The sequence below is a fragment of the Spirulina sp. CS-785/01 genome (assembly GCF_028330525.1).
GTDB lineage: Bacteria > Cyanobacteriota > Cyanobacteriia > Cyanobacteriales > Spirulinaceae > JAQMSD01.
The window spans coordinates 14,050-40,752 of the sequence record NZ_JAQMSD010000331.1 but is presented as its reverse complement, the minus strand read 5'-3'; the positions used below and the strand labels follow the sequence as shown (position 1 = coordinate 40,752).

Here is a 26,703-nt window from a genome sequence, read left to right as displayed (position 1 = left end):
TTTTTTTAATGATACGGCGACCACCGAGATCTACACCGGTCCGATATCGTCGGCAGCGTCAGATGTGGTATAAGAGACAGCCCGGACTCCCCGCATCCTCTTCCTAGCTGACCGCAATAACCTCGCAGACCAAGCCTTCATCGAATTCACCGCCTTTCCTGCTGGGGCGTTAGTCCGCATTGACCCCGACACGATTCGCAAAAAAGGTAAAGTCCCCAAAAATGGGAGCATCTTTTTCACCATTTTTCAAACCTTCATGACCGAAAGCACTTCGACTTCGCTCAGTGCAAGCACCTCGACTTCCGACGATACAGAGGAAGACAACGAACCCAACTTCCAATTTAGTGAATACCCCCCCGACTTCTTTGACCTCGTAATCGTGGATGAGTGTCACCGAGGCGGTGCGAGAAACGAAAGCACCTGGCGGGGTATCCTCGAATATTTCTCCCCCGCTGTCCAACTGGGACTAACCGCCACCCCCCGCCGTGATGATAATGTCGATACCTACAACTACTTTGGCGAACCCGTTTACGAATACTCCCTCGCCCAAGGCATCGAAGACGGCTACCTCACCCCCTTCAAAGTTCACCAAATCCAAACCAACCTCGATGAATATGTCTATAGCGATGAAGACATTATCGAAGCTGGAACCATTGAGCGCGATCGCCTCTACACCGAAGCCGACTTCAACCGTATCATCGAAATGCGCCCCCGTGAAGCCTATCGGGTCAAAACCTTCATGGAAGCCATCAACCCCAACGAGAAAACCCTAGTTTTCTGCGCCACCCAACAACACGCCCTGATGGTACGCGACCTGATCAACCAAATGAAAGCCAGCCCCGACCCTAACTATTGTGTCCGCGTCACCGCCGATGATGGCACATTAGGGGAACAAAACCTCCGTACCTTCCAAGACAACGAGAAAACCATCCCCACCATCCTCACCACCTCCCAGAAGCTCTCCACCGGAGTCAACGCCAGAAACGTGCGGAACATCGTCCTCTTGCGTCCCATCAACTCCATGATTGAATTTAAACAAATTATCGGTCGGGGTACGCGCATCTTCCAAGACAAAGACTACTTCACCATCTACGACTTCGTTCGCGCCCACGAAAAATTTAACGACCCGGAATGGGATGGCCCTCCCCAAGAACCGCCCACAGGCATTACCCCACAACAGCACCGGACTCCATCCGAACCAGACCAACTCCCCACCTCCGATGAACCCCGCCAACGTCCTGAAAAAATCATCATCGACCTTCCCGATGGCAAAAAGCGCAGCATTCAGCACCTAACCCGGACCACCTACTGGAGTCCAGAGGGTAAACCCATTTCCGCTACCGAATTTGTCCAACGCCTTTACGGAGAATTGCCCAATCTTTTCCAAGATGAAGCCCAACTGCGTCAACTGTGGAGTCGCCCTGATACCCGCGCCACCCTCCTCGAAGGACTAGCCGAGAAAGGCTATGGCGAAGACCAACTTGCAGCCGTCCAGAAAATCGCCGATGCTGAGAATAGTGATGTCTTTGACGTTCTCACCTTCCTCGCCTATGATAAGCCACCCATCAGCCGTCGAGAGCGAGTCATGGCCCACAAGAGTCTAATTTTCTCCCGTTATACCGGGAAACAGCAAGAGTTTCTCGATTTTGTGTTAGATCAATATATTCGTGAGGGAGTAGGGGAACTCAACCAAGAGAAATTACCCCAACTCCTCGAACTCAAGTATCGTAGTATTAATGACGCGATCGCCACCCTCGGAGATGTACAGCAAATTCGGGATGTCTTCATTAACTTTCAAGAATGGCTCTATCTTGAGCAGAACCAAGCCAGTTAACCATTAAGTGCCATTAATTTGAGTGGGGGTGGTGGGACTTGAACCCACACGAGGGGTGAACCTCAACGGATTTTAAGTCCGTAGCGTCTACCATTCCGCCACACCCCCAAATTGGGTGACAATTTCTTACTATAGCAAACTCACATAGACTGTGCAAGTTTTTTTTGAAAATTATTGGTGAACGGGTTTGGCGATCGCGCGATCGCAGTAGGAGAAATTACCAAAACCCGCTATAAAGACCCAATTCGGGACTCTGTGAATCATTCCTCCCTCCTCAAATGTCCCCCCTCCAGAAGATGCTGAAATTTTCCGTCAGTTATTGTGGGGATTGAATTGAGGTCAGACAATAATTAATGAAATAACTTAGGAATACCACTGAGAGCGTAGTAATTATTTATAGCTTGCTCAATCCCTTCTAAAGTAATATATTTATCCAAAATATAACAATCATTTTTATCATATTCGGGAATATATTTTTTTAATTTATTTTCACAGGTTTTACAAGTTGGTTCATCTAAATCAATAGTCGTAAAATGAGCCAAAATCCAATTTTCAATACAAGGTGAACTGATATAAAGTTGGACTATTGGTTTTGCCTCTAAGGATTGCTTGAGGTTAGTATCTTTTCTAGGTTCAAATCTATCTTGATCAAACCAAATAATATATCCTACGTAATCATCATTACCTTTTTGTATTTCTTTTTTTGCGTTTTTTAAAACATTAGCAGCACTTCCTCCATTACAATTCTTAATTTTCGCATCTGTTTTATATAGTTTCTTTAAATGGTTAATGTAATTCTCTTCTGTACACCCTTCGACGATAAAATAGTATATTTTTTTACTTTTTCGTTTTGGTCTAGATTTACGTTTTGCCATCAGCTAAAATTAAATTCCGCGTGGTTTTGCACCAAATCTTCCGATACGATAAAGTTCCTCTAAATCTCGTTCATATAATTTTTTAATATCTGTAAAATCGGTAGCAGAAAAAAGCTCTGTAAATCCCTGTTCATTTTTTTCTGTAAACCATAACTGCTGAGGTTGCAATAACTTGATGAGAGCCGTATTATGAAAAGAACATATAATTTGTGCATTATAGGGGTTTTCAATGGGATTTTGAAATAATCCCAAAAGGTAAGCAATTAAATTTTGATGCAATTTAATTTCTACCTCATCAAGAATTAAAACAGTACCATTTTTTAAGGCCGATAAAACTTGATTTAAGACAATTAAAAATTGTAAAGTCCCAGAACTTTCGTTTTCTGCTTCTAAAGCTCTTGTTGTTTGCTCAATTTTGTGATTAAATAATATTTTTTTAGAGGTATGACTTTTAGATTTCTTTACCAACTCACTGGGGGTTAAGTTTTTAAGTTTTTCAGTGAGTTTATTTGCCATTTCTCTAATTTCTTGTAATTCCTTTTCTTCTTCTTGTAAAGGAATGGTTTTTTCTGCTTCATCAAGATCACTAAGATCACTCACTAACTCTTGTGCATTTTGCATAAGTTCTTGACTTTGCTCAACTAGCGTAAAATCTTCAATTCCAATATCTGCGATATTTAACAAGTTTTTAATCTTTTCTCTATCTATGTTTTCTGCTAAATATTCCCTGATAGCAGAATTGAATTTATATTCAGTTAATCCCCGATAATTTATATTTGATTGAAACGAATAATTTTTACATTCTTGGGCTATGATTTGTGTAGAATATAAAGAAGCAAAAGAGATCAAAGAACTATTTTTCCTTAAATTCTGTAATGACTCCTTATCTAAAGGTTTAATAGAATTACCAAACTTTATTTCATTGTCTTGACGAATATAGACTTCTCGTTGTCTATTTTTAGGATAATAATACAATTCTTCTTTGATTACTTTTTCAGCAACGATAATTAACTTGTATTCAAAGTCTATAGCTTTTTTGAATGCTTCACCATTAATCCCTAATTGCTTGAAACGTTCAAAATTAACTCTCTTAGTAAAAATTAAATGAAACTCTATGGGTAAATCAGGTTGGGTAATAAAAGGATCGCAAGGAATATTGTCATGTTCTTCTAGGCGAAAGAAAGAGTTTTGCATAAACCATAAAACAAAGGTTAAGGCTTGCAGCAGACAGGTTTTACCAGACGCATTCGCCCCCACAATACCAATAATAGGATTAACCGTAAAAGGAGACTCTTTTTTGATTTTTAAGTCACCTTCTAAAATAACTTCTTCTTTAATAGAACGAAAATTTTTTACTGTGAAATATTTGATCAAAGTATCCTCAACATCCTCTCAAAATTAAAAAAAGTGGGACTTAGCCCACTTTAAGTCAATTATACCACTTTGGTTTTTAACCGCGCCAGAAAACGGCTGATTTCACCCACCCACAACACAACAGACGTTCCACCAATAATCACTAACCAGTCAGGGAACGAAAGGGGAACAGTGCGGAAAAAGTCGCCGCCAAACTGTACCATGAGAACCTGTCCCAGAAAAATCACCGAGGCAATAGCCACAAACCCTTTATTATTCCAAAGGTGAACCAAGGCCGACTCCTGCAACCCGAAACATTTGGCATTAAATAAATTCCAGAATTGCAACATCACAAAGGTAGTAAAAAAGAGAGACAACTCATAGCCAGTAACCACCCCATCTTGCTGAATATACAGCAGAAAGCCGATAAAAAAGGCCAAGAAAAGCGGTGCAACCGTGAAAATATTAACCGCCATAGGTTGAGAAATAATGAACGCATCGGCATCCCGTGGGGGGTTGTCCATCACCTTCTCATTGGGGGGTTCAGTGGCCAACGCTAAGGCGGCAAAAGTGTCCATAATCAGATTAACCCAGAGTAACTGCGTCACCGTCAAGGGCAAATCTACCCCCAGAAACGGCCCCAACAGAGCAATCCCACAAGCCGCCACGTTGATTGTAAGCTGAAAGAGGATGAATTTCTGGATATTTTGGTATAGGGAACGACCCCACATCACTGCATTTTCAATACTCTTAAAAGAGTGATCCAGAATAATCATATCACTGGCTTCCTTCGCCACCGAGGAGCTAGTTTGCCCCATCGCTAACCCGACTTGTGCTTGGTTTAAAGCGGGTGCATCGTTCGTTCCATCTCCCGTGACTGCCACCACTTCTCCCGCATCCTGTAACAGTTGCACCAAACGCTGTTTATCGCTAGGACGCGCACGGGAGAGGACTTTTAACTGTTGGGCGACTACTTTTGCTTGTTCATCGTCCAACTGGGCAAATTCTTGTCCGGTTAAGAAACAATTTTCCCCGTCAGTATCCGTCACTAAGCCAATTTGTCGGGCAATTTCTCGCGCTGTGATGGGATTATCCCCCGTGACTAACTTAACTTGCACTTGGGCATTTTTACAGGCCGTAATGGCGGCAGGTGCATCACTGCGAATGGGGTCCGCAATGGCGACAAAACCTAACCAAACCAAATGATGCGCTAAGTCTTCAATCTTTGCACCCTCAGTATAGTCCGGGTCTTCACAGTAAGCAAACCCCAGTAACCGCATTCCTGCTGCTTCATAGGACCGCATTTCCTCCTCTAATAAGGCTTTATTGGGGATGGGTTCAATGCCTGAATTAGTGAGCATTTGGGTGCATTGATCCAGCACAATTTCTGGTGCGCCTTTTAGGTGTAAGATAGATTTACCTTGGTTAGAAACGCCCAAGGTGGCCATATACTTGCGTTGAGACGAAAACGCCCATTGATCAATCTCGTTAAATTGGTCGCGGACGGTTTCATAATTAATCCCTTGTTCCTCCAACCAGAGGAGTAACGCGCCTTCGGTGGGGTCGCCAATGGGACGGGTTTCGCCATTTCGTTGTAAGTTAGCGGTGCTGTTTGCAGCCATCGCTTCGGCCACAAAAGGCAGGGTATTGGGGAATTGTGCCGTATTGACGCGCATTTCGTTGAGGGTGATAGTCCCCGTTTTATCGGAACAGATCACCGTTGCGGCCCCAATGGTTTCGCAAGCGTGCATTTGTCGCACTAGGGTGTTTTGTTGGGTCATTTTCCGCATACTGTAGCCTAAGCTGAGAACCACACTCAAGGCCAGTCCTTCGGGGACCGCCACGACAATGACGGCAACGGCGATCATAAAATAGGTTAACAGGGCAGTGGCTTCATCGGTGGGTAGCCATTGACTGGGGGTTTCCGGTAGCCAGCCCATTAACCAGCCAAAGAGGAGGGGATAACCAAAGACGGAGATACCGAGGCCAAGGGTTTTTAACCAGGCGGTGAGGCTGTTATTTTTGAGCCATGCGGGGGCTTTAAGGGGGCTTCCGGCCAGTTCTAACCCATCATAGACGATGGGAAGCCAAACCCGGACTAGGGCGGTGAGAATGCCCATTGCAAGGATGCTGGTGAAGTACCATTGTTGTCCGGTGAGGCTGAATTCTCCGGTTATTATTCCTCGGACTATCAGGGCAAGGTCTAAGAGGACGGCAATGGCTAATCCTAGCACGCCGATCAGTTTACTGAGTTGATCCAGTTGTTGGTTGAGGGGGGTGTCTTCCTCGGTGTCTGCGATGGCTGCTTGGGCGGTTTTGCCGATTTCGGTATCATCCCCGACGGCGGTAATTTTTACTGTGCCGTGTCCATCGACAACACTTGTGCCGCGTAGGACTTTATCGGCAGTATAGGGGGTGTTGTGGTCTGCTAGGATGGCATTGCGGTGGACTTTGGGGACGGGGGTGCTTTCTCCGGTTAAGCTGGACTCGTTAACTTTTAGGGAGACTGCGCCAAAGAGTTGTCCGTCTGCGGGTATTTCATCTCCTGCTTCGATGAGGACGATATCCCCGACGACGACTTCTTGTTTGGGGATGGTGGTATATTTGCCGTCTCGGACGACTTTGACGGGGGTTTCGTTGTTGACTTGGTTGAGGATGTCAAATTCTTGACTGGCTTTGTATTCGTTGAGAAACCCTACGGTGGTGGCAATGAGGATGGCGACGATAATGCCAATGCCTTCGATGTATTGTCCGTTGACGACTCCGATGCTGATTGACGCGATCGCAGCTACAACTAAAATACGAATAATGGGGTCTTCGTACTTTTCTAAGTATAACGACCACCAAGGGTCCCGTTCGGGGGGAGTGAGGACATTTTCCCCATGTTGCTGACGGTGGCTGAGGACTTGTTCTGGGGTGAGTCCTCGGATGCGTAAGTTTTGTTTTTCTTTTTCATAGGTGAGGGTCATCTGTTCCTCCTGTGACAAGACGAGGTGAGTGTTTGCGAAACTCACTGTCTCTATCTTGGCGAAGGGGGTGGGAAAAGACGAGAGGGGAAAAGGCAGGTTAAGGCAGGTGTGAGGGAAGGTGTTAGGTTTGGGGGGGGCTGGGTCTCACATATATTTCGGGGTATCGCGTTTTCATCAGAGTTGTAAACTAACTTGTAAGGCATTGGGAACAGGGAATTACGGAACTGGGAACAGAAAATCCGGCATACAGGACTTTTTTGTGTTCAGTGCAACCCCTGAGCGGGTTTTATGTTTCATTTGAAAATGCTATAGCTACCTAAATCTGTCTTGGGTTTCAACCCAAGGCCAATAGCTGAAACCCGTTCCAACGGGTTGATAGACTAATCAGAAAATTAAAATTTTAATGTAAGCATTTAGCTATAGCATTTTTACTCTCTATTCTACCCTTAATGTAAGGCTTGAATAACTTGATTCATGACGGTTAACTCCTCTAGACTGGGAGCATTGATATCGCTGTGGGCCAGTCGTTCCAACTCTGCTGCGGCTAACCGGAGATAGTTGGCCCGTTGCTGCATTCGCTCAGAAATGCCTTCGACTCCTGTGGCGAGGCAAGTGGGACAAACGTCACTCACCCAGTCTCCTCTGTCATTATAGGCCCTGGCGATCGCATCACGGGGAACAAATAAATTACCACAGAGGTGGCAATAGCATCTTTCTTCAAAATCCCGGCTATCAATTTCGATTTTCATGATACAGATTTCTCATATCTTCTCTAATTTTAAGAAACTTTTTACATTTTCGGTTGCGTGAAATAACGGAATTTTCAGGAAATGCTGACGTTTTCCCTAGAGTTGGGATGGTGTGGGGGGTTGGGGGATGTGCGGGTTGATAGGAGAGGGTGCGATCGCGTCTTATCATGCTAGAATCTATCCTGAACAGTAAGCAAAAAACGTGATAACCCAAGCTCAAAACGCTCTATGAAGCTCAAGGTAATTGTTTGGCAAGAAGAAGATGTTTGGTGTGCTAGTGTTCCCGCTTTACCCGGTTGTCACACTTATGGGGAAAGTTATGAAGATTTAATGGCCAGGGTAAAAGAAGCAGTAGAAGGATGGTTAGAAGTGGCTAATGAAAAAGAAGTACCTGCTAAAAATCAACAATTGGTAGAAATTTCTATATGAAATCCATTTCCGGTAAAAAACTCTGTAAAATCCTAGAAAAAACGGGCTGGACATTAGCAAGAATCAAAGGAAGTCATCATATTTATACAAAAGAAGATACTTCGACAATTCTTGTAATTCCTGTACATGGCAATAGAGATTTACCGATTGGCACTTTGAATTGTATTCTGAAAGATGCAGGATTAACTGAAGAAGATATTTAAAAAATATTTTTGAGTTACGCGATCGCTTCGCACAGCCGGAGGCTATCGCAAACTCCGTAAACTTCCAACTCTCCGGATCATGAAACGCCAAAACAATATCCTCCTTCGGTGCTTCCTCCTCCGTCAAATTCTCCTTTATACACTGGATTCAGTCTTTAAATAATTTTTCACACTTTCCTCTAAAAGATAATAAATAAAATGAGCATTTTGCACATTCAAATATTAAAAAGACCCACCCAAGTTAATTTATTAAGCAGATAAGCAATACAAGAACCAACTGTGCCAAGTACTACTATTTGTATTATTTTTAGTGCTGTATCAAAATCCATAATTTTCAATTTTCCTAATGTATAATCTATATTAGTTATTCTAATAATTTAAGGGTAGATTTCAGTCCCATAATTAGATAATTAGACGAACTATTTTAAATGTTGAAATAAAATACTAAATTGTCGCCTATCCCAATAACATCTCAACCCGTTTTAACGGGTTTGAGCTATGAGCCTTGGGTTTAAACCCAAGGCTCAAAAACTCAAAGACTCACCCGAAACACGACCTACTTCGCCCCAGCAGGAATGCCTAAAATATCCTCAATCTTCGGCATCTCCTCTAAGGGAACAACCCGGCCTTCATCCTCAAACCCTTCAATCTCATTGAAATTGAGATAACGGTATAACTCCGCCGCAAACGGATTAATCTTCTCAGCCACGATCGCATTATATTCCTCAACCGTCGGAATATAACCCAACAGCGCACAAACCGCCGCCAACTCCGCAGAGCCAAGATACACCCGCGCACCTTTACCCATACGGTTATTGAAATTCCGCGTCGAAGTCGAAAACACCGTCGCCTCATCCTCAACCCGCGCTTGGTTGCCCATACAAAGAGAACATCCCGGCATCTCCGTCCGTGCGCCAGCCGCCGCAAAGACACCATAAACGCCCTCCTCGCGCAACTGCTTCTCATCCATGCGCGTTGGCGGACAAATCCACAGACGAGTCTTCACCACTCCGGCATCCTCCAACACCTTCGCAGCCGCCCGATAATGGCCAATATTGGTCATACAAGACCCAATAAACACCTCATCAACCTTATCTCCGGCACATTCGCTCATTAACTTCACATTATCCGGGTCATTCGGTGCAGCCACAATCGGTTCTTTGATCTCATTCAAATTCACCTCAATGACATCCTTATAGTCCGCATTCTCATCGGCCTCCATTAACTCCGGATTTTCCAGCCATTCCTCCATCTTGGCCACCCGACGCATAATAGTGCGAGCATCTTGATACCCCCGCGCCACCATATTGCGTAACAAGACCACATTAGACCGTAGATATTCAGCAATAGTATCCTTACTCAACTTAATCGTACACCCTGCACAAGAGCGTTCCGCCGTCGCATCCGTCAACTCAAAGGCTTGCTCCAACTTCAAGTCCGGCAACCCTTCCATCTCCATAATGCGACCACTAAACACATTTTGCTTATTCTCCGTGCCGACGGTGAGTTTTCCTTGCTGCATAGCCACCCAAGGAATAGCATTAACAATATCCCGCAAGGTCACACCGGGCTGTAATTCCCCCGTAAAACGGACTAACACCGACTCCGGCATATCCAGAGGCATCACCCCTAACGCTGCCGCAAACGCCACTAAACCAGACCCCGCCGGGAAGGAAATGCCCAGAGGGAAACGGGTGTGGGAGTCGCCCCCCGTCCCTACCGTATCCGGTAATAACATCCGGTTCAGCCAAGAGTGAATAATACCATCACCAGGTTTCAATGCCACTCCGCCCCGGTTGGAGAAGAAGTCCGGGAGCGTTTGATGGGTTTTCACATCCACAGGTTTCGGATAAGCCGCCGTATGGCAGAAACTTTGCATCACTAAATCAGCACTAAAACCCAGACAAGCCAATTCCTTCAACTCATCCTGAGTCATCGGGCCAGTAGTATCCTGGGACCCCACCGTAGTCATCATCGGTTCACAGGAAGTCCCCGGACGCACCCCCGGCAGGCCACAGGCTTTCCCCACCATTTTCTGTGCCAAGGTGAACCCTTTGCCATCATCTTCGGGGAGAGACGGCCGCGTAAAGAGAGTGCTGGTTTCCATCCCTAGGGCTTCACGGGTTTTATCGGTTAAACTGCGACCAATGAGGAGGGGAATGCGGCCACCAGCCCGAACTTCATCGAGAATAGTCTCTGGTTTCAGGGTAAATGTAGAAATAACTTCCCCTGCTTCATTGGTAATTTCCCCTTTATAGGGATGAATAGTGATCACATCCCCAGTCTGCATTTTAGTGACATCGCACTCAATAGGGAAACCCCCAGAGTCTTCGGCGGTATTAAAGAAAATGGGGGCAATTTTCCCACCGAGAATGTAACCGCCAGCCCGTTTGTTGGGGATGTAGGGAATATCGTGGCCAATGTGCCAGATGAGGGAGTTAATGGCCGATTTCCGGGATGAACCTGTCCCGACAACATCACCCACATAAGCCACCGGATGGCCTTTTTCTTTCAGTTTGGCAATGGTTTCGATCCCTTCCGGCATTCTCGACTCTAGCATAGCGAGAGCGTGGAGGGGAATATCGGGGCGGGTGGTAGCGTGAGTCGCCGGGGAAAGGTCATCGGTGTTCGTTTCACCGGGGACTTTGAAGACGGTAACGGTGATGGTTTCGGGGACAGGGTGTTTATCGAGAAACCAGTCGCCTTCGGCCCAAGCGTCGATGACTTGTTTGGCGTAGGGGTTAACGTCGGAGAGGTTTAAAACGTCGTTAAAGGCATCAAACACCAAGGTCATTTTACTGAGGGCGTTGGCTGCTTCCGCCGCCAGGTTACTATCTCTGGACTTGAGAAAGTCAACGAGAGATTGGACGTTATAACCGCCCACCATGGTCCCTAGTAAGTCCACGGCCCCTTGATGGGAGAGGAGAGGACAGTCAATTTCCCCTTTAGCCACCGCCGTGAGGAAGCCGGCTTTCACGTAGGCCGCTTCATCCACACCGGGGGGAATGCGGTCCCGGAGTAGCATGAGGAGGTCTTCTTTGTCTTCTTCTGGGGGGTTTTTCAGCAGTTCACAGAGTTCCGAGGTTTGCTCGGCGGTGAGGGGTAAGGGGGGAATGCCGAGTTTGGCTCGTTCTGCGCTGTGTTGGCGATATTCTTCTAGCATGGGTGTCTTGTAGGTTACGTCTTCTGTATTAGTTTATTGTAAAGGCCAAGTTACAGGAGTTACTGGGGAACGTCATGGGGGAGAGTGGCTTTATCGTTTATGATCTGAATAGTAGGATGATGTTCGAGAAGCAACGATGAACCAAAAGCAACTTATTCAAGAGAAGTTAGGGGATTTAACAGAGGAACAACTGGCTCAGGTATATGCTGTAATTGAGCAATTCCGTGAGACAGAGTACCCTCCTCAGAAGTCGAGTTTCCTCTCTCAACTCCAGCAGTTTGAAATTGATGCTCCGGAAGATTTTTCGATTCAAGTTGGGCAGCGTTTGGGGAGAGTCACTTTAATAATCCTTGGGTTGAAACCCAAGGCTAAGAGCTTAAACCCGTTAAAAACGGGTTAAGAAACCAAGGATGAACTTAAAAATCTAAAAGTTTACTGTCTCAACTCCAGCAGTTTGAAATTGATGCTCCGGAAGATTTTTCGATTCAAGTTGGACAAAGTTTTGGGAGAGATGTGAGTCATCAGTCTCATTTGTAGGGTGCGTTGAGTGGATAATAGGTTAGATAAATTCTCAAGAATGCAATTCACTCAACACACCATATCGGTATAAAAGCAAAGAGGGTGGGGTGCGTTCAACGAATGTTCAGTTGATGGGGTAAATTCAAATTATTTAGCGTTGAACACACCCTACGGTTTGACTAAGACAGTATCAGAAAAAAGAAATAAAATAAAATTAGATGAATGCTTAAACTCCTAAAAGATCGGCAATAAAATCTCGAAGATTGATCAGCATTGGTAGTTGAAGACTCTTTTCATCAATCCACCGATTATCTTGGATTGAGACTTGTATGGTCTTTCCGGGTTTTAATACACTACTGATGATTGAAATTTTTGCTTTTTTTTCTCCCGCAGGTTTTTTGAGTTCTTTTAAATCCGACTTCTTTAAGTCATCTCTATTCATATCTCTTATATATTTTTCTGCTAATTCAAATAAGTTATTATAGTTGCATTTTGCACATTCAATTAAAATATCTTCTAAAGTTCCTGAGTCTTGATTATTGGGAATAATAAAAACTCCCAATTTTTGTTGGTTTTGATTAACAGTTTTCACTGCTCCTAATTGAGCTAACTCAACATCCATAAAACTCAATTTATTGGAGAGTAAATCTTTTAATTGCTGAAAGCGTTTGGAGGGTAGCTCTGTGTCATCAGCATCTAAAATTAGACCAATACTGTATAATTGAGTAACTTCTAAGACAAATAGACTTTCTTCTAAGGTCTGAGCAATATTTTCAATTCCTCTCGCACTATGTATTGCAATAGAATATTCATCATTTTGTAAAAATCTGGGGACGGGAACACGCTTTAATAAATCATCGTTGATAGGAAAAATATTAGGGATTAAAGCATCCCAAAATGAATCAACTAAGGAACGTTGCTTTATGACGGATAGATTTAGTTTTTTGATGAGTTTAATTAAAACTTCAATATCATGTTGCCCTTCTACAACAATATAACAATATTTCATAATATCTTAACGAATGTCTAAGCCTCGATTTAAACGTATTCTACTCAGAAGATCACCGGATAATCGTTTGTTAGTGTTGTCTTGATCATTAAACTGAAAAGCCACGATATCATCAATATTTTCTGTGGATTGAATCATGGTGTCAACCGCTTCTAAACTATGAGTCGTTAAAAAAATTTGTATATTGTTCTGAAAACAACTTTTAACAAGCCAAGAAAATACCTCTTTTAATGCTGAAATATGTATAGAGGTTTCAATTTCATCAATCAGTAATACCCCTTTTTGGGTAGATAGTATGGCTAATGCAAGGGTCAATGTTTTTTTCATACCATCTCCAAAGATATCTAATGGTGTAATTCCTAATTGTTGATGTTCAATATAAATTTCAGATCGTTTATTAGGACTAAGAAGCATAATGTCATTAATGTTAGGGTCAAAAATTTGCAGCAAGTTTAAGAGTTCTTTTTTGTTTTGTTTATTGCTAAGAATTAAACGCGATAATTTAGTCGAAATAGAGTGATAATAGGCTGGAGAAATAATATTAGTTTCAATGAAAGGTTGATGCTTTTTTCGATAAATAAAGCGTTCTCCTTCTACAAACTGTAAAACTTGCGTTTTCTCTAAGGAGTCAGATAATGATTTAACTTGGATTGCCATTTCTAAACCTTCTTTTTCGGTGTTTGTTAAAGTTACTTCATCATCCAATTCTTCAGAACCAAAAGGAAAAGAAAGTTGTTGTCCATCATTCTCGTCAAAAACATATAAATCTGATAGTTCTACATTTAATTGAGTAATAGGGGTCTTACCATTGGATTTTATTAAAATATTTTCATAGTTATTATTATGATGATGAAAAATCCATCTTATAGATTCGATGTCAGGGCGAAAAGAACTTAAATTACTTAAAAAGCGACTCGAAGAAATACTCCGTTTTGAGACTTCAAACCAATGTCGAGGGTCAAGGGGACTACAGAACAGAAAAATCGCTTCTAGTAAACTGGTTTTACCGGAGTTATTATCACCAACGATAATATTAATTTGACCTAACTTATTTAGCTCAATTGTTTTAAAAGCACGAAAACCACTAATTGTGAAATTATCGAATGGTTTGTCCATATTTCTCCCTCCGTTTTATTGTCCCAATTATCATAACAAAGCCTTATAAGTCCCTCAATCATCCCAATTGAAATGCACAACAGCTTACATGGGCGAGAAGGGTCGTAAACTGGAGTCGGAATAGTGACCACTAACTGAGTCAGGTGATGTGAAATAGGCTAAGTTGAGGCGGTAGCAAAATGCCTAACACCTCAACGGAATGGCTAACCTCTAACTAGAGCTTAGAGCGTGTGGCTTATTAAGAGAAGGAGAGATTTAGTTAAGTTGAGATTCCCAATTCTAGACTAATACAACCGAGTTAGCACGTACTCTGATAAATCTAGCAATGCTTGAGAACAGTCGGAGGGTTTTAAATGTTTGAGGTATTCTGTGGCTTGTTGGGAATGGTAGGTGGCTAATTTTTGCGATCGCGCAATTCCCTCACTCTCGGCCACCAACGACATCGCCTCCTCCAAATCCCCCTCCTCACTAAACTCCCGTTCAATAATCGTCTTAATATACGGCTTCTCCTCCAACGCATACAACACCGGGGCCGTTAGATTCCCACTCACCAAATCAGACCCCGCCGGCTTCCCTAACACCTCGCTCGAAGCCGTATAATCGAGAATATCATCCACAATCTGAAACGCTAGACCAAAATGGCGGCCAAACTGATAAATCTGTTCCGCCAACTCCTCGGAAACCCCACTCAAAACCCCGGCGGCCTTCGCACTATTCGCCATCAGCGAAGCCGTCTTATAATAACTTTTCTCCAAATACTGCTCAATGGTTAACTCCGTATCAAAACGGTTTAACCCCTGACGGATTTCTCCCTCCGCAAAATCACGAATCACTTCCGACAGCAGCTTCACCACCTCAAGGTTATCCAAATTTGCCAAATACCAAGAGGACTGCGCAAACAAAAAATCCCCCGCTAACACCGCCACCCGATTCCCAAACAGCGTGTTAACCGTCGCCACATTGCGCCGAATCTCCGACTCATCTACCACATCATCATGGACTAAACTCGCCGTGTGGATCATTTCCGTAATCTCGGCTAAACGACGATGGCGGGGTGTAATCTCCTGATTTAACATAGTCCCCCGTGAAACAAGCAGCACGATCGCAGGCCGTAATCGTTTACCCCCTGCACCGAACAAATGTTCAGCCGCCGCACTGAGAATAGGGTGACGTGCGCCAATCAGTTGCTTTAAGTTACTGGCGAGAATGCCAAGGTCGGCATCAACAGGTGAAAATATAGATGTTGCTGAGGTCATTGGTAAGCCAAATCTGGCACAATAGTTAAGAAAGTTTACATATCTTTTAATTTATTTTAAGACAACCCACCCAGACCTGAGCCACTTTCTTGTAGAAATTTTAGGAAAAACTCACCCATGAGCCGCAAAATCAAACGCCGCCAACTGCTAATCCAAGGGATTTTAGGGACATTCAGCCTCATCGGACTGGATAAAATTTTCTCTCATTTTGCCTCATCCTCCAACCCCACCCTTGCCTCCCCCCTCAACAAAAACCCCGACTCCTCCCCCTCTCCTCCCCAAGACTCCGACAACCTGCTCTTACGCTTTGTCTCCGTGGCCGACACAGGGACCGGAGCATCGGGCCAATATGAAGTCGCCAATGCCATGACCCATCACTACCGACAAAACCCCTATCCCCTCGTTATTTTAGCCGGGGACAACATTTACAACGAAGGGGAAATTGAAAAAGTGGATGAAGTCTTTGAAGAACCCTATGCTCCCCTCTTACAACATGGCGTACAATTCCATGCCTGCCTAGGCAACCACGACATCCGCACAGACAACGGCACTCCCCAAGTACACTATCCGGGGTTTCATATGCAAGGACGGCGTTATTACACCTTTCAACAAGGGCCAGTGCAGTTTTTTGCCCTCGATACCAACCACAATGCCGACTGGGCCCAACAACTGCCGTGGTTAAAACAAGCCTTAGCCAATAGTAATGCTCTGTGGAAAATTGTCTTTGGCCATCATCAGATTTACGCATCGGGGGTATATGGGCCTAATAATGCGGCCTGGGTGCAACCTGTGAAGGACTTAATGAAGCAATACGGGGTGAAGTTATATATTAACGGTCACGAACACCATTATGAGCGCACTGAACCCATTAACGGCATTACCTACCTGACCTGTGGGGGAGGGGCCGGGACTCGTCCTGTGGGACGGTCTCCGTGGACGGAATTTGTGGCCCAACGCCTCAGTTTTGCGGCCTATGAAGTCTATGCCAACCGCATTGAAATTCAAGGCATTGGCACAAATCATCAGGTTTTTGATCGGGGAATGGTGAGCAATTAGCAATTAATAATTAATAATTAATAAGGGTTCGTTGTTGTTGGTTGTTGGTTGTTGGTTGTTTGTCGTTAGTCAACAAGGATAACTGGCAATTGCCAATTGTTGATTATCCCTTGTCAATTAGCCATTAGCAATTAGCAATTGTCAATTATTTATCCCTCTTGTTTCAACGTATCTTCATCAATTTGCTCTTTAAATAAAGCCTTTAACGCTGATAAATCTGCATGGCCGAAATGGATACTATAGACCACTTTATACACTTCTAATACCTTAATGAACCATTTAACCTCATTTTGGGGGACATTCTCGTAATGGGTATATAAGAGAGCAAACCGTTTTTCTAACTCCGACACCATAGCCGGGTGTAGTAAAATTAATTTGAGTAAGACCACCAACACCGAAGATGATCCCATTCCTGTCACCATATCTATAAAGAAATAGTGATCCATTGTGGGACTATCTACCACCAAGAAATCCAAGAGTTTCTTAACGGTACGCATCACTAAAGATTCGCTGGTGGGTTTGGTATCGTAGCGAGAAAGGGTGTTTTGTAGATACTCCTCTAATTGGGGTTTAAATTTGCTTTTTGCATAATCGGAATCTAGGGAATTCACTAAATAAAGATAAAGGTGGTTTTTGAATTCTCCATAAGCTAAATCCTCCGTCCGTGCCATTAAGCGTTGGGCTAGTTTTCTATAACTATAATTGTCTTCTGGCTTGGTGCAGAAGGTGCGGAGAATAATGGCTAACTTGCGATCGCGCAATAAAGTCGGATTTTTTTCTCGACGAATAATCCGGCCTGCTCCCGACGAAAGTTGTCGCGCTTGGGCAATTCGCGCTAAATTAACTTGGTAAGCAACAAACCGTTGTAAGCGGAATTCAAACTTATGTTGCTGTTTCTCGTAGAGGTGAGTAACCGTTTGTCGTTGCACCAGATTACTCCCTTCATGGAGTAATGCCGTTTTATACAAAAACGGATAGCGACGGAGCAATAATTTCAGCGTAAATTGCTTTGGATCTCCCTCAATTTTAGGCGGGATAATCACATGGATCAACTGCTGTAAACATTGATAATCCTTACTCTCTGGGAAATCATGCACCAGTTGGCGAAGTCGTCGCACCCCTCGCGCTTGTTTAAATCCGGGATTGGGTAAATGACTAAAAAAGTCTAATAATTTGTTAATCGCAAAATAGCAGTGTTTATCCCGTTGCCAATAATCAATTAACAGATGACAACAGTGATAGAGAAAGCCATTAAAATGATCTTCAATATCTTTCGCATTGGCCACACGCTCTAACGCTCGTTGAATGGAAGCATCCGGGTAATCGCTCCCCTCAATAAAGAGATGGCGAAAACGGTCTAAAATCGCTTCTGGAGCTTCTTTATGGACACAATCAATCAGATGATTGTAAATTTGTTCTTCGTGTTTCGCGCGATCGCTAGCTGTCCCCTCATCCGTTTTCAGAAACACTCCTTCGAGAGATGCATGATAGTGTTGAGTTTGGTGCGGAGTCGCTTTACCAACTTCTGTGAGAGGAATGCCCAAAATATTCGTCAGTTGCATCGTCTTCCACAACGTGCGAATGCGCTGATATCCGGACGCTCTACTTTGCACTACGAGACAATTATCCGTCTCAGACCGAGAATTAATATCAATAATTTGCAAATCTCGATCATCGGCAACACGCTGCAAACAATTCAGGATATCACGCTTTTTCTCACGAATTTCAGTTAGGGGAAGTGGAGAAGCTATTTCCCACACGGTTTTTTCTTGCACTTTCATGCTTTATATTTGGGGTAAGGAACTTCCCACAAGGCTCGATAAGGGTATAGAGTTACTTTATCTTACCAATACAAGAGATAAGGACAGTCGGTTTTATCCTTTATTATGAAGTAATGTGATAAATCTTGACCAACTGTTACACCTTATGAAGCTCAAGGCCGTTAAGCTCAAGGCTAAAAAAATTCTTGACAATGACTTGCACTTAGTTTCTTGCACTTAGTTTCTTGCACTTAGTTTTCAGAGGGTTGACCTGTTTTAGCACACCAAGGCAGTAAAGATAATACCATTAGCAGACCCAAGGCAAGGCAGAAAGGAACAAATTCTCCTTGAGTCAAAGCCATTTTACCGCTTGCACCTAACCAAGTATAAACGAAAGTGCCAGGAATAATCCCGAAAAACGTCCCCAACGTATAAACACTCAGAGAAATGGGAGTAAGTCCTAAAAGAAAATTCACCACATTAAAAGGAGAAATGGGGGTAAAACGGAGAGCGAGAATAAAATTTAAAGGCATTTTTTGCACAGCGGCCTCACACCGTCGCAGAAAAGGGTGTTGAGCAAATTTATCCTTCATCCAGTGGCGAAAGAGATAACGGGCCAGCAAAAACGCAGAAATTGCCCCTAATGTTGCCCCAAACACAGACCACAATGTTCCCCACCATACCCCAAAAACCACCCCTCCTGTCACCGTGAGAATTGTCCCTGGAATCCCCAATAGGGTTAATAACACATAAGCACCGAGAAACAAAGGCACAGACCATTCTGGATGACCTTGTAGCGTCTCAATCCAAAACCCGTGATCAAACACCAATCGTTTGAGAGGAGTTAAAAAAACCGCAAACAGCAACCCTCCCAGTAAAAAGAATCCTATCCCCCGCAGTAACTTCCCTTGATACTTTTGCCAATATTTACCGATCATTGGACTTCCCCCGTCATCATCCCCAGTCGGAAACAGTCCCGACTGGTGTGCATTTCCTCATGCTTGCACTTGATCTTCTGCCTTGGCTGGATCGACTTCCTCAATATCCTCCTCAATTTCCTCATTGAGAGCTTTGCGGGCAATTTTCGTCACATAAACCGTAACCGCAACCGTAGCAATAAAACCAACAATTCGTAAAACCCATTGCACCATCGCATTTTCTGGGGTTTCCCCTGCCCCCAGAGTGGCAATATTACCCGCCAATGAGCCTAAATACACATACATCACCGTCCCTGGCATCATCCCAATCCAAGACGCAATCACATAATCTCGTAAAGAGACTTTCGTGACTCCAAAAGCATAATTTAAAAACACAAAAGGAAAAATAGGAGAAAGACGAGTTAAGCCAACAATTTTCCAACCTTCCCTAGCTACTGCCTTATCAATAGCCTTAAACTTAGGCTGTTGTTCAATTTTTTTCGATACCCAATCCCGTGCAATATAGCGACCAATCAAAAATGCGATCGCAGCCGCAACCGTAGAAGCAAGAGAAACAATAATAAACCCATACCAAACAGGTTGAAAAAGAACCCCAGCCCCTAAAGTTAACAGTCCTCCAGAAACCAAAAACACGGCTGCTGTCGCATAAATTGCAATAAACGCAATTGGCCCCCAAATCCCTAAACTATCAATCCATCTTAAAGTCGCTTGCATCCCTTGATTAATATAATCTGTAACCCCTAATTGATTGGCAACAATAAGTAAAACAGCCACCGTAATTACAATCCCTCCATATTTGAGTAAATTCTTCTTTTTACTATTTGTTTGCTGAGTCATCAGTCTCTCCTGAATAGATGTACTTAGCAGGGGACAACACGCCCCCTGCTCTTATTTTCACTCTAGTAATGACCCACCACAGCTAGACCCACAACCTGCGGTACAGCCATAACAATATTTTGCTGTTTGTACCTCTTGGATGACATCCAGATTGTTCTTTTCCAACAAATAACCAACCGTTAAAACCTCACCATTAGAGAGTTTTGCCGGAATCCCCTCCATTTGATTGAAATCGCAATCATACACATTTCCTAAATAATCAATAGAAAGCTCATTGCGACACATCAAATGGTCAACTGTAGCCGGGTTGTAATTCTCCTCTAGAAATTGGGTATAAGGCTCAACCAACTCCCGTCTTTCTAGATATTGCTTAGTTCGCCCAATCGGTAAATTCGTAATCGTAAACAGATGATTAAACTGAATATCAAAATGTTCATCGAGATAGGCTTTATAATCCTTCTCTAACTTTTGCTGATTGGGCGGCAAATTAAACCTTTCTTGCGTCGGCAACGGAGGATTATAAACTAAATCCAAAATTAAATTAGGATTATGACCATACCCCAACCCATTTAACCGTTGTAAAGCATGGATTGAATGATTATAAACCCCCGCCCCTCGTTGTCGATCCACATTCGCCTCCAAATAACAAGGAAGCGAAGCCACAACCCGGGCTTGATGTTGGGCTAAATACTCCGGCAAATCTTCAAACCCCGGCTCAAAAAAAATCGTTAAATTTGACCGAACAATCACCTCTTTTCCGGTTGCCCGTGCCGCTTCCACAATAGGCTTAAACCCATAATTCATTTCCGGCGCACCCCCCGTTAAATCCACCGTTTGAATTTGCGGGAAACGGTGAATCAAATCCACTAACTGCTCGCAAACTTCTGGGGATAATTCCTCCGTCCGTTTCGGTCCCGCTTCCACATGACAATGGGTACAAGCAAGGTTACACCGTCGCCCCAAATTAATTTGTAAAACCGTAATCTCTTGTTTGCTTAAAGCACCATTGAGTTTTTGAGTAAACGGAGTAATTGCCGTTTGTGTTTGCATTGAAGACGTTACCATGACAATAAATTAAATGAATCCAAGAAAGTTTACGACATTATAGGAGAGTCTCAGGGGAAAGATAGCCCCCCACTGGGATGAGTTAACCTTGCTTACTTCTGTATTGAACGGGATATAACTGAAATTTTCCTGAGAGTCGTCTAGATAGAGGATGAGAGTTGAGAGGAGGAGAAGGGTAAAACATCCCTGTATCCCTCCCCCTCCTAGCGTCTAAGCGAGTAGCTGTAGGGTGGCAATGCCCACCCTACGCAATGGCCTCTTGGGATGAAACCGTCCGACTGTGGGAGAGGGAGGGGACCCGACCTGATGCGGCCATGAGGACTGGGTGTGGAGGGGAGAATTTAGTCCAGATGGGGAGTCTTTGCTGACCTACTCTGATGATGAGACCGCAAGGGTTTGGAGGATTTTGTCTTGTAGATAGCGGCGTTAACTCCATTTTTGGGCTTGGAGGAATCGGGAACAGTAAATCATTTTTTTGTCCAACTATTCTTCCTACAATCGGGTGATTTTTAGGATTGTGTTTTGGGGGTGTACTGATGAAATTAAGTAAGAATACGGAGAGGGCAACTAATGCTTTGAATTTACGTTACGTTAGGATGGGAGAGAATTTGGGATGTTATGACATTTTGTCACTGGGAGATTAACTCCAGTTAATATCTATTCATATTTAGAAATGAATTGTGGGAGAATGAGTTAAGGTTAGGGAGGTGTCAATTTGCCTTACTCCGATAATTTCCGAGAATTACTGTATCGACAGCCCAAAAGAACTTACTAGGAATTGGACAGTCTTCCAAAGATTATTAAATTCTGGGTCTAAAAGATGAATCTTGTCTAGCACTATCTTCTTTTAATCTACAGTTTTTTGTCTAGATATTGGGTCTGAATAGAGAACCTTTAAAAATTCCCGGTTAGACAATTAAGATAATCTGTCCTCAACGGCTCATTTTCTCTTTTTATGGTAAGGTTTGATATCTCTAGCTTTTGTAAGTTAGTCTTTGGAGAAAAACATGAATCAAGCACCTAAACGAGGAACAATTCTAGTTGTTGATGATAATCCGACGAACTTAGAGGTATTATACGTTACTTTAGACGGTCATGGCTATGAAATTCTTTTAGAGATGAATGGAGAAAGAGGAATTAAACAAGCCCAAGAAAACCTCCCTGACTTAATCATTCTTGATGTCATGATGCCCGGCATTGGAGGGTTTGAGGCTTGCCGCCGTTTAAAAAATGACCCCAAAACCCAAGATATCCCCATTATCTTTTTAACGGCGTTATCTGATTTAGATAATAAGGTGAAAGGCTTACAACTCGATGCCGTTGATTATATCACAAAACCCTTTCAAAAAGAAGAAGTTTTAGCCCGTGTCAAAACCCATGTTCACTTGCGGCAAATGAGCCTAGAGTTAGAGCGAAAAAATGGACAACTAGCCCAAGCTCTGCGGGATTTAAAAGAAACCCAAATCCAATTAGTCCAAAATGAGAAAATGATGGGGTTAGGGCGGTTAGTCGCAGGGATTGCCCACGAAATTAATAATCCGGTAAATTACATTTATGGGAATCTATCTTATTTAGAGACTTGTGTCCAAAAATTAATAGCCTTTCTAGACCAGATTCAAGAAGGCAAACTTTCCACCGCCGCGAACATCCAAGACACGGTACAACAGCTACAGGAAGAATTAGAAATCTCCTTTCTCCGGGAGGATATGCCCCAACTGTTAACCTCGATGAAGACAGGAGTTGAGCGCATTCGGCAAATGGTTTTCGATCTGCGCAATTTTGCCCGGTTAGATGAGTCTGAAGTCAAACCCGTCAATATTCACCAAGGGTTAGAAAATAGCCTTGTCTTGCTCAATTATCGCCTACAAGCCGCCCAAATCGAGGTCAGTAAAGCCTATGGTTCACTACCGGAAGTAGAATGTAATGCGAAACAACTAAACCAAGTCTTTGTCAATCTTTTAATGAATGCCATTGATGCCATCGAAAGTCAAGGCATTGATCCAACGTATCACGGGCAAATCACCATCAGCACCGAACAACTCGATGAGGAGCAAATTACTATTAAAATTAAAGATAATGGCTGTGGTATTCCCCCAGAGAGTCAAAACCAAATTTTCGATCCCTTTTTCACCACTAAACCCATTGGACGGGGAACCGGGTTAGGCTTGTCTATTAGCTACAATATTGTGAAACAAGGGCATCAGGGGCGGTTGTCCTATGTGTCAGAATCCGATCTAGGGACAGAATTTACCATCACCCTACCTATCAAACGTCCCCCTGCTACGGATGCACAACTCACTCCCTTGTCGCCACCGTCAGACTTGAAAACACCAACCTAACCGGACATCCCCCCATCGAAGCCGTAGAACGAAACGAGGAGTCTTGTCCCCTCCTCAATCACTCTTGAATTAAATCCAATTGATTCAATCAAACCTTCTCATCCCACTTTGATTTTATACACCCATGTCAGTTGATCCCGCAAATCTCTGTATTCCGCAACTCATTGAAGCCCAAGTGGCGCAAACCCCCGATTCTCCTGCCATTCTCTATCAACATCACCCCCTGACCTATCAACAACTCAATGAACAGGCCAACCAACTGGCCCATTATTTGCAATCTTTGGGGGTGAAACCGGATGTTTTGGTGGGAGTGTGTATCGATCGCACCCCAGATTTGATCATCGCCCTCCTGGCCATCCTCAAAGCGGGCGGGGCCTATGTTCCCCTTGATCCCACCTATCCGGCCCATCGCCTCAGTTTAATGATCGAGGATGCCCAACCCTCTCTCCTCCTCACCCAAAAACACCTCCTCCCCCAATTACCCGACTCCCAGGCCCATGTCCTCTGTATGGACACCGACGGAGACCGTTTTGCCCAAGAAAGCCGAGAAAACCCCGTTAGTGACGTAACCCCCGCTCATTTAGCCTATGTCATTTACACATCCGGTTCAACAGGCAAACCCAAAGGGGTAGCCATGCCCCATCGGCCTCTCGTCAATTTAATTCAATGGCAAGAGCAACAGTCCAATCTACCCCCCCAAGCTAGGACATTACAATTCACTCCCATTAGCTTTGATGTCTCCTTTCAAGAAATCTTTAGCACCCTAACCACCCAAGGAACTTTAGTGCTAATTTCTGAACCCACCCGACATGATCCCAACCACCTGTTACATTTTCTAGAAGAAAATCAAATTGCGCGACTCTTTCTCCCCTTTGTAGCCCTCCGACAACTGGCAGAAGTGGGGCAAGATCAGCAAATCTTCCCCCCCCACCTCCAAGAAGTGATCACCGCCGGAGAACAGTTACGCATTACCCACCCCATGCGCGACTGGTTCAGCCAACTCCCCCATTGTCGCCTATTCAACCATTACGGGCCCTCAGAAACCCACGTTGTCACCGCCTACCGTCTCCCCGATGATCCCCAAGACTGGGCGGTTCTCCCCCCCATTGGCCGCCCCATCGCCAATGCCCAAATTTACATCCTCAACACCCGCAAACAACCGGTCAGCCAAGGCATCCCCGGTGAACTGTACCTCGGTGGAGTCAGTTTAGCCCAAGGCTATCTCAACCGCCCCGACTTAACCGCCGAGCGATTTATCGTGAATCCCTTTACCCCCCAAGGGGGACAAAAACTCTATAAAACCGGGGATTTAGCCCGCATTCGCCCCGATGGCAATATAGAATTTTTAGGGCGAATGGACTCCCAGGTGAAACTCCACGGGTTTCGCATTGAACCTGGAGAAGTGGAAGCCCTGTTAGAAAACCATCCCAAAGTCCGGGAGGCCATGGTGATGGTGCGGGAAGTCTCTCCCCAAGACCAACGTTTGGCTGCCTATGTCGTCCCCCAACGGGCTGCTACGGGGAGGAAAGTGACTCTCTCGGCCAAGGAACTCTATCGCGCTTTAGGGAGTGAATTGCCCGCCTATATGATTCCGAGTGCGTTTATTATCCTTGATGAATTTCCCCTTACGCCTAGTGGCAAAGTGGACCGTCGGGCGTTTCCGGCCCCCCAATGGCATCGCATGGATACGGAAGTGTATGTGGCCCCCCGCACGCCCTTGGAACAGCAACTGGCGAAGATTTGGACGAAAGTGCTGAAAGTGGAGGAGATTGGCATTAACGATCGCTTTGCCGATTTAGGGGGGAATTCTCTGTTGGCCGTGCAACTTTTGTCTCAAATTAATCATGTCTTTGACGTTGAGTTTCCCCTAGAGGAATTTTTGGCCAATCCTACTATTGCGGCCTCTTCTCTGGTGATTACAGCGTTACAGGAAGGGGCGGCTTTAAAGGCAGCCCATCATCATCGGGATTTCCCCATTGAATTGGATGACTCGATCTATCCCCACAGTGAACTGAATGGCCCTTTGCCGACGGTGTTATTAACGGGGGCGACGGGGTTTTTAGGGGCGTTTCTTTTGCAAGAATTATTGGAGAATACCCGGGCGGATATTTATTGTTTGGTGCGGGCCACTAACTCTAGGGAAGCCTGGGCGAAACTGCAACGGCAGATGCAGCAGTATCAGTTATGGAATCAGGAGGGGCATGATGAACAGCGCGATCGCGTAATCCCCATTGTCGGTGACTTGAGCCAACCCCAACTCGCCCTCCCCGACTACCAATTCCACCGTCTCGCAGAAAAAATTGACCTCATCTACCATTGTGGGGCCTGGGTGAATGTGGTCTATCCCTATTCTGCCCTGGAAGCGGTTAATGTTTACGGGACTCAAGAAATCCTCCGGTTAGCGAGTCAAACTAAAATTAAACCGGTTCATTTTATTTCTACCATTGATGTCTTAGCCCCCTCTGCTGATCAGACTCTGCAAACTATCACCGAAACCCAGTCTATTGGACCCCTAGACGCTCTAGAGAGTGGGTACGGACAAACCAAATACGTGGCCGAACAATTCCTACAAATCGCCTATGCTCGCGGCATTCCCGTGTCGATTTATCGCCCTAGTAATATTATGGGGGCTAGTCAAAGCGGGCGATCGGATACCGGAAGTTTTATGGCCACTCTGATCAAAGGGTGCATTCAAATGGGCATGGCCCCAGATATGAACGCCCTGTTAAACCTCATTCCCGTGGATTATGCAGCCCAAACCATTGTCCAGTTATCCCACAGCCAACAACCCTGCGGGGCTGCCTATTATATTGTCAATCCTCAGTCTTTACCGTGGCAGGATTTTGTACAATCTCTCCATAATTTAGGGTATCCCCTGCCAATGGTGTCCTATGACCGTTGGTACAGTCAATTACTCGACATTGCTCGCTCTCATCTCGACGACACCCTCCCCACCCCCGATAACCCATTGATCTCCTTGGTGGCCCATCTGAAAAATTATGGAACAGTTCAGTATTTACTCGGTCAATTTGACTTTGCTTGTGATCCTCTTTTTCAATATCTCGCTCGTCAAGGTTTAGTTTGTCCTCCCTGTAATGAGGCATTACTCAAGCGGTATTTACAAGCCTTTATCGACCCAGGTTTTCTGACTCGTCGTTTAATGTCTAATTCTCCGTCTTAACTCCCTTGTTCAGTCTTGGGTGGAAACCCAAGACTGAGAGCAGAAATCTTGA

The 26,703-nt window shown here is 44.4% G+C and carries 18 protein-coding genes, 1 tRNA gene and 2 pseudogenes; 7 read left to right on the top strand and 14 right to left on the bottom strand.

The features are described from left to right. Nucleotides 1-76: 76 nt before the first annotated feature. Nucleotides 77-1,834, top strand: a pseudogene (gene hsdR / locus PN462_RS22040) (EcoAI/FtnUII family type I restriction enzme subunit R); the annotation flags it as partial. A gap of 23 nt (nucleotides 1,835-1,857) precedes the next feature. On the opposite strand, the gene PN462_RS22035 reads toward hsdR, so the two are convergent. The 5 genes from PN462_RS22035 to PN462_RS22015 form a co-directional block, all read right to left on the bottom strand. Further along, nucleotides 1,858-1,942 (bottom strand) — tRNA-Leu (locus tag PN462_RS22035). A gap of 242 nt (nucleotides 1,943-2,184) precedes the next feature. Continuing rightward, nucleotides 2,185-2,709: an RloB domain-containing protein gene (locus PN462_RS22030; protein ID WP_272131007.1), complete on the bottom strand. Its 525-nt coding sequence runs from the start codon at nucleotides 2,707-2,709 to the stop codon at nucleotides 2,185-2,187. A gap of 9 nt (nucleotides 2,710-2,718) precedes the next feature. Beyond that, nucleotides 2,719-4,083 (bottom strand): AAA family ATPase, encoded by a 1,365-nt coding sequence (locus tag PN462_RS22025; protein ID WP_272131006.1) that lies wholly within the window; start codon nucleotides 4,081-4,083, stop codon nucleotides 2,719-2,721. Between the two features lie 59 nt (nucleotides 4,084-4,142). Further along, nucleotides 4,143-7,031 carry a calcium-translocating P-type ATPase, PMCA-type gene (locus PN462_RS22020; RefSeq protein ID WP_443029256.1) on the bottom strand — a complete coding sequence of 963 codons (2,889 nt, stop codon included), beginning with the start codon at nucleotides 7,029-7,031 and terminating at the stop codon, nucleotides 4,143-4,145. A 446-nt stretch (nucleotides 7,032-7,477) separates the two neighbouring features. Continuing rightward, nucleotides 7,478-7,780, bottom strand: coding sequence for a hypothetical protein (locus PN462_RS22015; RefSeq protein WP_272131004.1), 303 nt, complete (start codon nucleotides 7,778-7,780; stop codon nucleotides 7,478-7,480). 228 nt (nucleotides 7,781-8,008) lie between these two features. On the opposite strand from PN462_RS22015, the gene PN462_RS22010 reads away from it, so the two are divergent. Together PN462_RS22010 and PN462_RS22005 are read left to right on the top strand one after the other, a co-directional pair. Further along, nucleotides 8,009-8,209: a type II toxin-antitoxin system HicB family antitoxin gene (locus PN462_RS22010; RefSeq protein WP_272131003.1), complete on the top strand. Its 201-nt coding sequence runs from the start codon at nucleotides 8,009-8,011 to the stop codon at nucleotides 8,207-8,209. After that, nucleotides 8,206-8,412 (top strand): type II toxin-antitoxin system HicA family toxin, encoded by a 207-nt coding sequence (locus PN462_RS22005; RefSeq protein ID WP_272131002.1) that lies wholly within the window; start codon nucleotides 8,206-8,208, stop codon nucleotides 8,410-8,412. Before PN462_RS22010 ends, PN462_RS22005 begins: the two co-directional genes overlap by 4 nt. 40 nt (nucleotides 8,413-8,452) lie before the next feature. On the opposite strand, the pseudogene PN462_RS22000 reads toward PN462_RS22005, so the two are convergent. Continuing rightward, a pseudogene (locus PN462_RS22000) lies at nucleotides 8,453-8,551 on the bottom strand (element excision factor XisI family protein); the annotation flags it as partial. Between the two features lie 417 nt (nucleotides 8,552-8,968). Beyond that, nucleotides 8,969-11,575 carry a bifunctional aconitate hydratase 2/2-methylisocitrate dehydratase gene (gene acnB / locus PN462_RS21995; protein ID WP_272131001.1) on the bottom strand — a complete coding sequence of 869 codons (2,607 nt, stop codon included), beginning with the start codon at nucleotides 11,573-11,575 and terminating at the stop codon, nucleotides 8,969-8,971. 136 nt (nucleotides 11,576-11,711) lie between these two features. Here acnB and PN462_RS21990 point away from each other — a divergent pair, with 136 nt between their 5' ends. Next, nucleotides 11,712-11,975, top strand: a complete 264-nt coding sequence (locus tag PN462_RS21990) for a hypothetical protein (protein WP_272131000.1) — start codon at nucleotides 11,712-11,714, stop codon at nucleotides 11,973-11,975. 345 nt (nucleotides 11,976-12,320) lie between these two features. Here PN462_RS21990 and PN462_RS21985 read toward each other — a convergent pair whose 3' ends face one another. The 3 genes from PN462_RS21985 to sds all read right to left on the bottom strand — a co-directional run bounded on the left by PN462_RS21985 (nucleotide 12,321) and on the right by sds (nucleotide 15,475). Continuing rightward, nucleotides 12,321-13,103 carry a DUF3226 domain-containing protein gene (locus tag PN462_RS21985; protein ID WP_272130999.1) on the bottom strand — a complete coding sequence of 261 codons (783 nt, stop codon included), beginning with the start codon at nucleotides 13,101-13,103 and terminating at the stop codon, nucleotides 12,321-12,323. A 6-nt stretch (nucleotides 13,104-13,109) separates the two neighbouring features. Next, nucleotides 13,110-14,219, bottom strand: a complete 1,110-nt coding sequence (locus PN462_RS21980; protein ID WP_272130998.1) for an AAA family ATPase — start codon at nucleotides 14,217-14,219, stop codon at nucleotides 13,110-13,112. A 284-nt stretch (nucleotides 14,220-14,503) separates the two neighbouring features. After that, entirely contained in the window at nucleotides 14,504-15,475 is a 972-nt protein-coding gene (gene sds / locus PN462_RS21975; RefSeq protein WP_272130997.1) for a solanesyl diphosphate synthase, read from the bottom strand. Between the two features lie 117 nt (nucleotides 15,476-15,592). On the opposite strand from sds, the gene PN462_RS21970 reads away from it, so the two are divergent. After that, nucleotides 15,593-16,531 carry a metallophosphoesterase family protein gene (locus tag PN462_RS21970; protein WP_272130996.1) on the top strand — a complete coding sequence of 313 codons (939 nt, stop codon included), beginning with the start codon at nucleotides 15,593-15,595 and terminating at the stop codon, nucleotides 16,529-16,531. A 149-nt stretch (nucleotides 16,532-16,680) separates the two neighbouring features. Here the strand turns inward: PN462_RS21970 and PN462_RS21965 are convergent, their stop codons facing one another. From PN462_RS21965 to arsS, 4 genes are all read right to left on the bottom strand, one after another. Then, nucleotides 16,681-18,312 (bottom strand): hypothetical protein, encoded by a 1,632-nt coding sequence (locus PN462_RS21965; RefSeq protein ID WP_272130995.1) that lies wholly within the window; start codon nucleotides 18,310-18,312, stop codon nucleotides 16,681-16,683. Between the two features lie 230 nt (nucleotides 18,313-18,542). Beyond that, the gene (locus PN462_RS21960) at nucleotides 18,543-19,229 is read right to left on the bottom strand and encodes a TVP38/TMEM64 family protein (protein WP_272130994.1); all 687 of its coding nucleotides are present in this window, start codon (nucleotides 19,227-19,229) and stop codon (nucleotides 18,543-18,545) included. 57 nt (nucleotides 19,230-19,286) lie between these two features. Further along, complete coding sequence (locus PN462_RS21955) at nucleotides 19,287-20,066, bottom strand: TVP38/TMEM64 family protein (RefSeq protein WP_272130993.1); 780 nt, start codon at nucleotides 20,064-20,066, stop codon at nucleotides 19,287-19,289. Between the two features lie 57 nt (nucleotides 20,067-20,123). After that, nucleotides 20,124-21,116, bottom strand: a complete 993-nt coding sequence (arsS, locus tag PN462_RS21950; protein WP_272130992.1) for an arsenosugar biosynthesis radical SAM (seleno)protein ArsS — start codon at nucleotides 21,114-21,116, stop codon at nucleotides 20,124-20,126. Between the two features lie 1,022 nt (nucleotides 21,117-22,138). On the opposite strand from arsS, the gene PN462_RS21945 reads away from it, so the two are divergent. Further along, a complete protein-coding gene (locus tag PN462_RS21945) occupies nucleotides 22,139-23,470 on the top strand; it encodes a sensor histidine kinase (RefSeq protein WP_272130990.1) in 1,332 nt (443 codons plus the stop codon). 124 nt (nucleotides 23,471-23,594) lie between these two features. Beyond that, nucleotides 23,595-26,651 carry a non-ribosomal peptide synthetase family protein gene (locus PN462_RS21940; RefSeq protein ID WP_272130989.1) on the top strand — a complete coding sequence of 1,019 codons (3,057 nt, stop codon included), beginning with the start codon at nucleotides 23,595-23,597 and terminating at the stop codon, nucleotides 26,649-26,651. Nucleotides 26,652-26,703 lie beyond the last annotated feature (52 nt).

What these genes read in the sequence shown, in the direction of transcription:
- PN462_RS22030 (WP_272131007.1), bottom strand. Translation starts at nt 2,709, where the DNA reads ATGGCAAAACGTAAATCTAGACCAAAACGAAAAAGTAAAAAAATATAC.
- PN462_RS22020 (WP_443029256.1), bottom strand. Translation starts at nt 7,031, where the DNA reads ATGACCCTCACCTATGAAAAAGAAAAACAAAACTTACGCATCCGAGGA.
- PN462_RS22015 (WP_272131004.1), bottom strand. Translation starts at nt 7,780, where the DNA reads ATGAAAATCGAAATTGATAGCCGGGATTTTGAAGAAAGATGCTATTGC.
- PN462_RS22010 (WP_272131003.1), top strand. Translation starts at nt 8,009, where the DNA reads ATGAAGCTCAAGGTAATTGTTTGGCAAGAAGAAGATGTTTGGTGTGCT.
- PN462_RS22005 (WP_272131002.1), top strand. Translation starts at nt 8,206, where the DNA reads ATGAAATCCATTTCCGGTAAAAAACTCTGTAAAATCCTAGAAAAAACG.
- acnB (WP_272131001.1), bottom strand. Translation starts at nt 11,575, where the DNA reads ATGCTAGAAGAATATCGCCAACACAGCGCAGAACGAGCCAAACTCGGC.
- PN462_RS21990 (WP_272131000.1), top strand. Translation starts at nt 11,712, where the DNA reads ATGAACCAAAAGCAACTTATTCAAGAGAAGTTAGGGGATTTAACAGAG.
- PN462_RS21985 (WP_272130999.1), bottom strand. Translation starts at nt 13,103, where the DNA reads ATGAAATATTGTTATATTGTTGTAGAAGGGCAACATGATATTGAAGTT.
- PN462_RS21980 (WP_272130998.1), bottom strand. Translation starts at nt 14,219, where the DNA reads ATGGACAAACCATTCGATAATTTCACAATTAGTGGTTTTCGTGCTTTT.
- sds (WP_272130997.1), bottom strand. Translation starts at nt 15,475, where the DNA reads ATGACCTCAGCAACATCTATATTTTCACCTGTTGATGCCGACCTTGGC.
- PN462_RS21970 (WP_272130996.1), top strand. Translation starts at nt 15,593, where the DNA reads ATGAGCCGCAAAATCAAACGCCGCCAACTGCTAATCCAAGGGATTTTA.
- PN462_RS21965 (WP_272130995.1), bottom strand. Translation starts at nt 18,312, where the DNA reads ATGAAAGTGCAAGAAAAAACCGTGTGGGAAATAGCTTCTCCACTTCCC.
- PN462_RS21960 (WP_272130994.1), bottom strand. Translation starts at nt 19,229, where the DNA reads ATGATCGGTAAATATTGGCAAAAGTATCAAGGGAAGTTACTGCGGGGG.
- PN462_RS21955 (WP_272130993.1), bottom strand. Translation starts at nt 20,066, where the DNA reads ATGACTCAGCAAACAAATAGTAAAAAGAAGAATTTACTCAAATATGGA.
- arsS (WP_272130992.1), bottom strand. Translation starts at nt 21,116, where the DNA reads ATGCAAACACAAACGGCAATTACTCCGTTTACTCAAAAACTCAATGGT.
- PN462_RS21945 (WP_272130990.1), top strand. Translation starts at nt 22,139, where the DNA reads ATGAATCAAGCACCTAAACGAGGAACAATTCTAGTTGTTGATGATAAT.
- PN462_RS21940 (WP_272130989.1), top strand. Translation starts at nt 23,595, where the DNA reads ATGTCAGTTGATCCCGCAAATCTCTGTATTCCGCAACTCATTGAAGCC.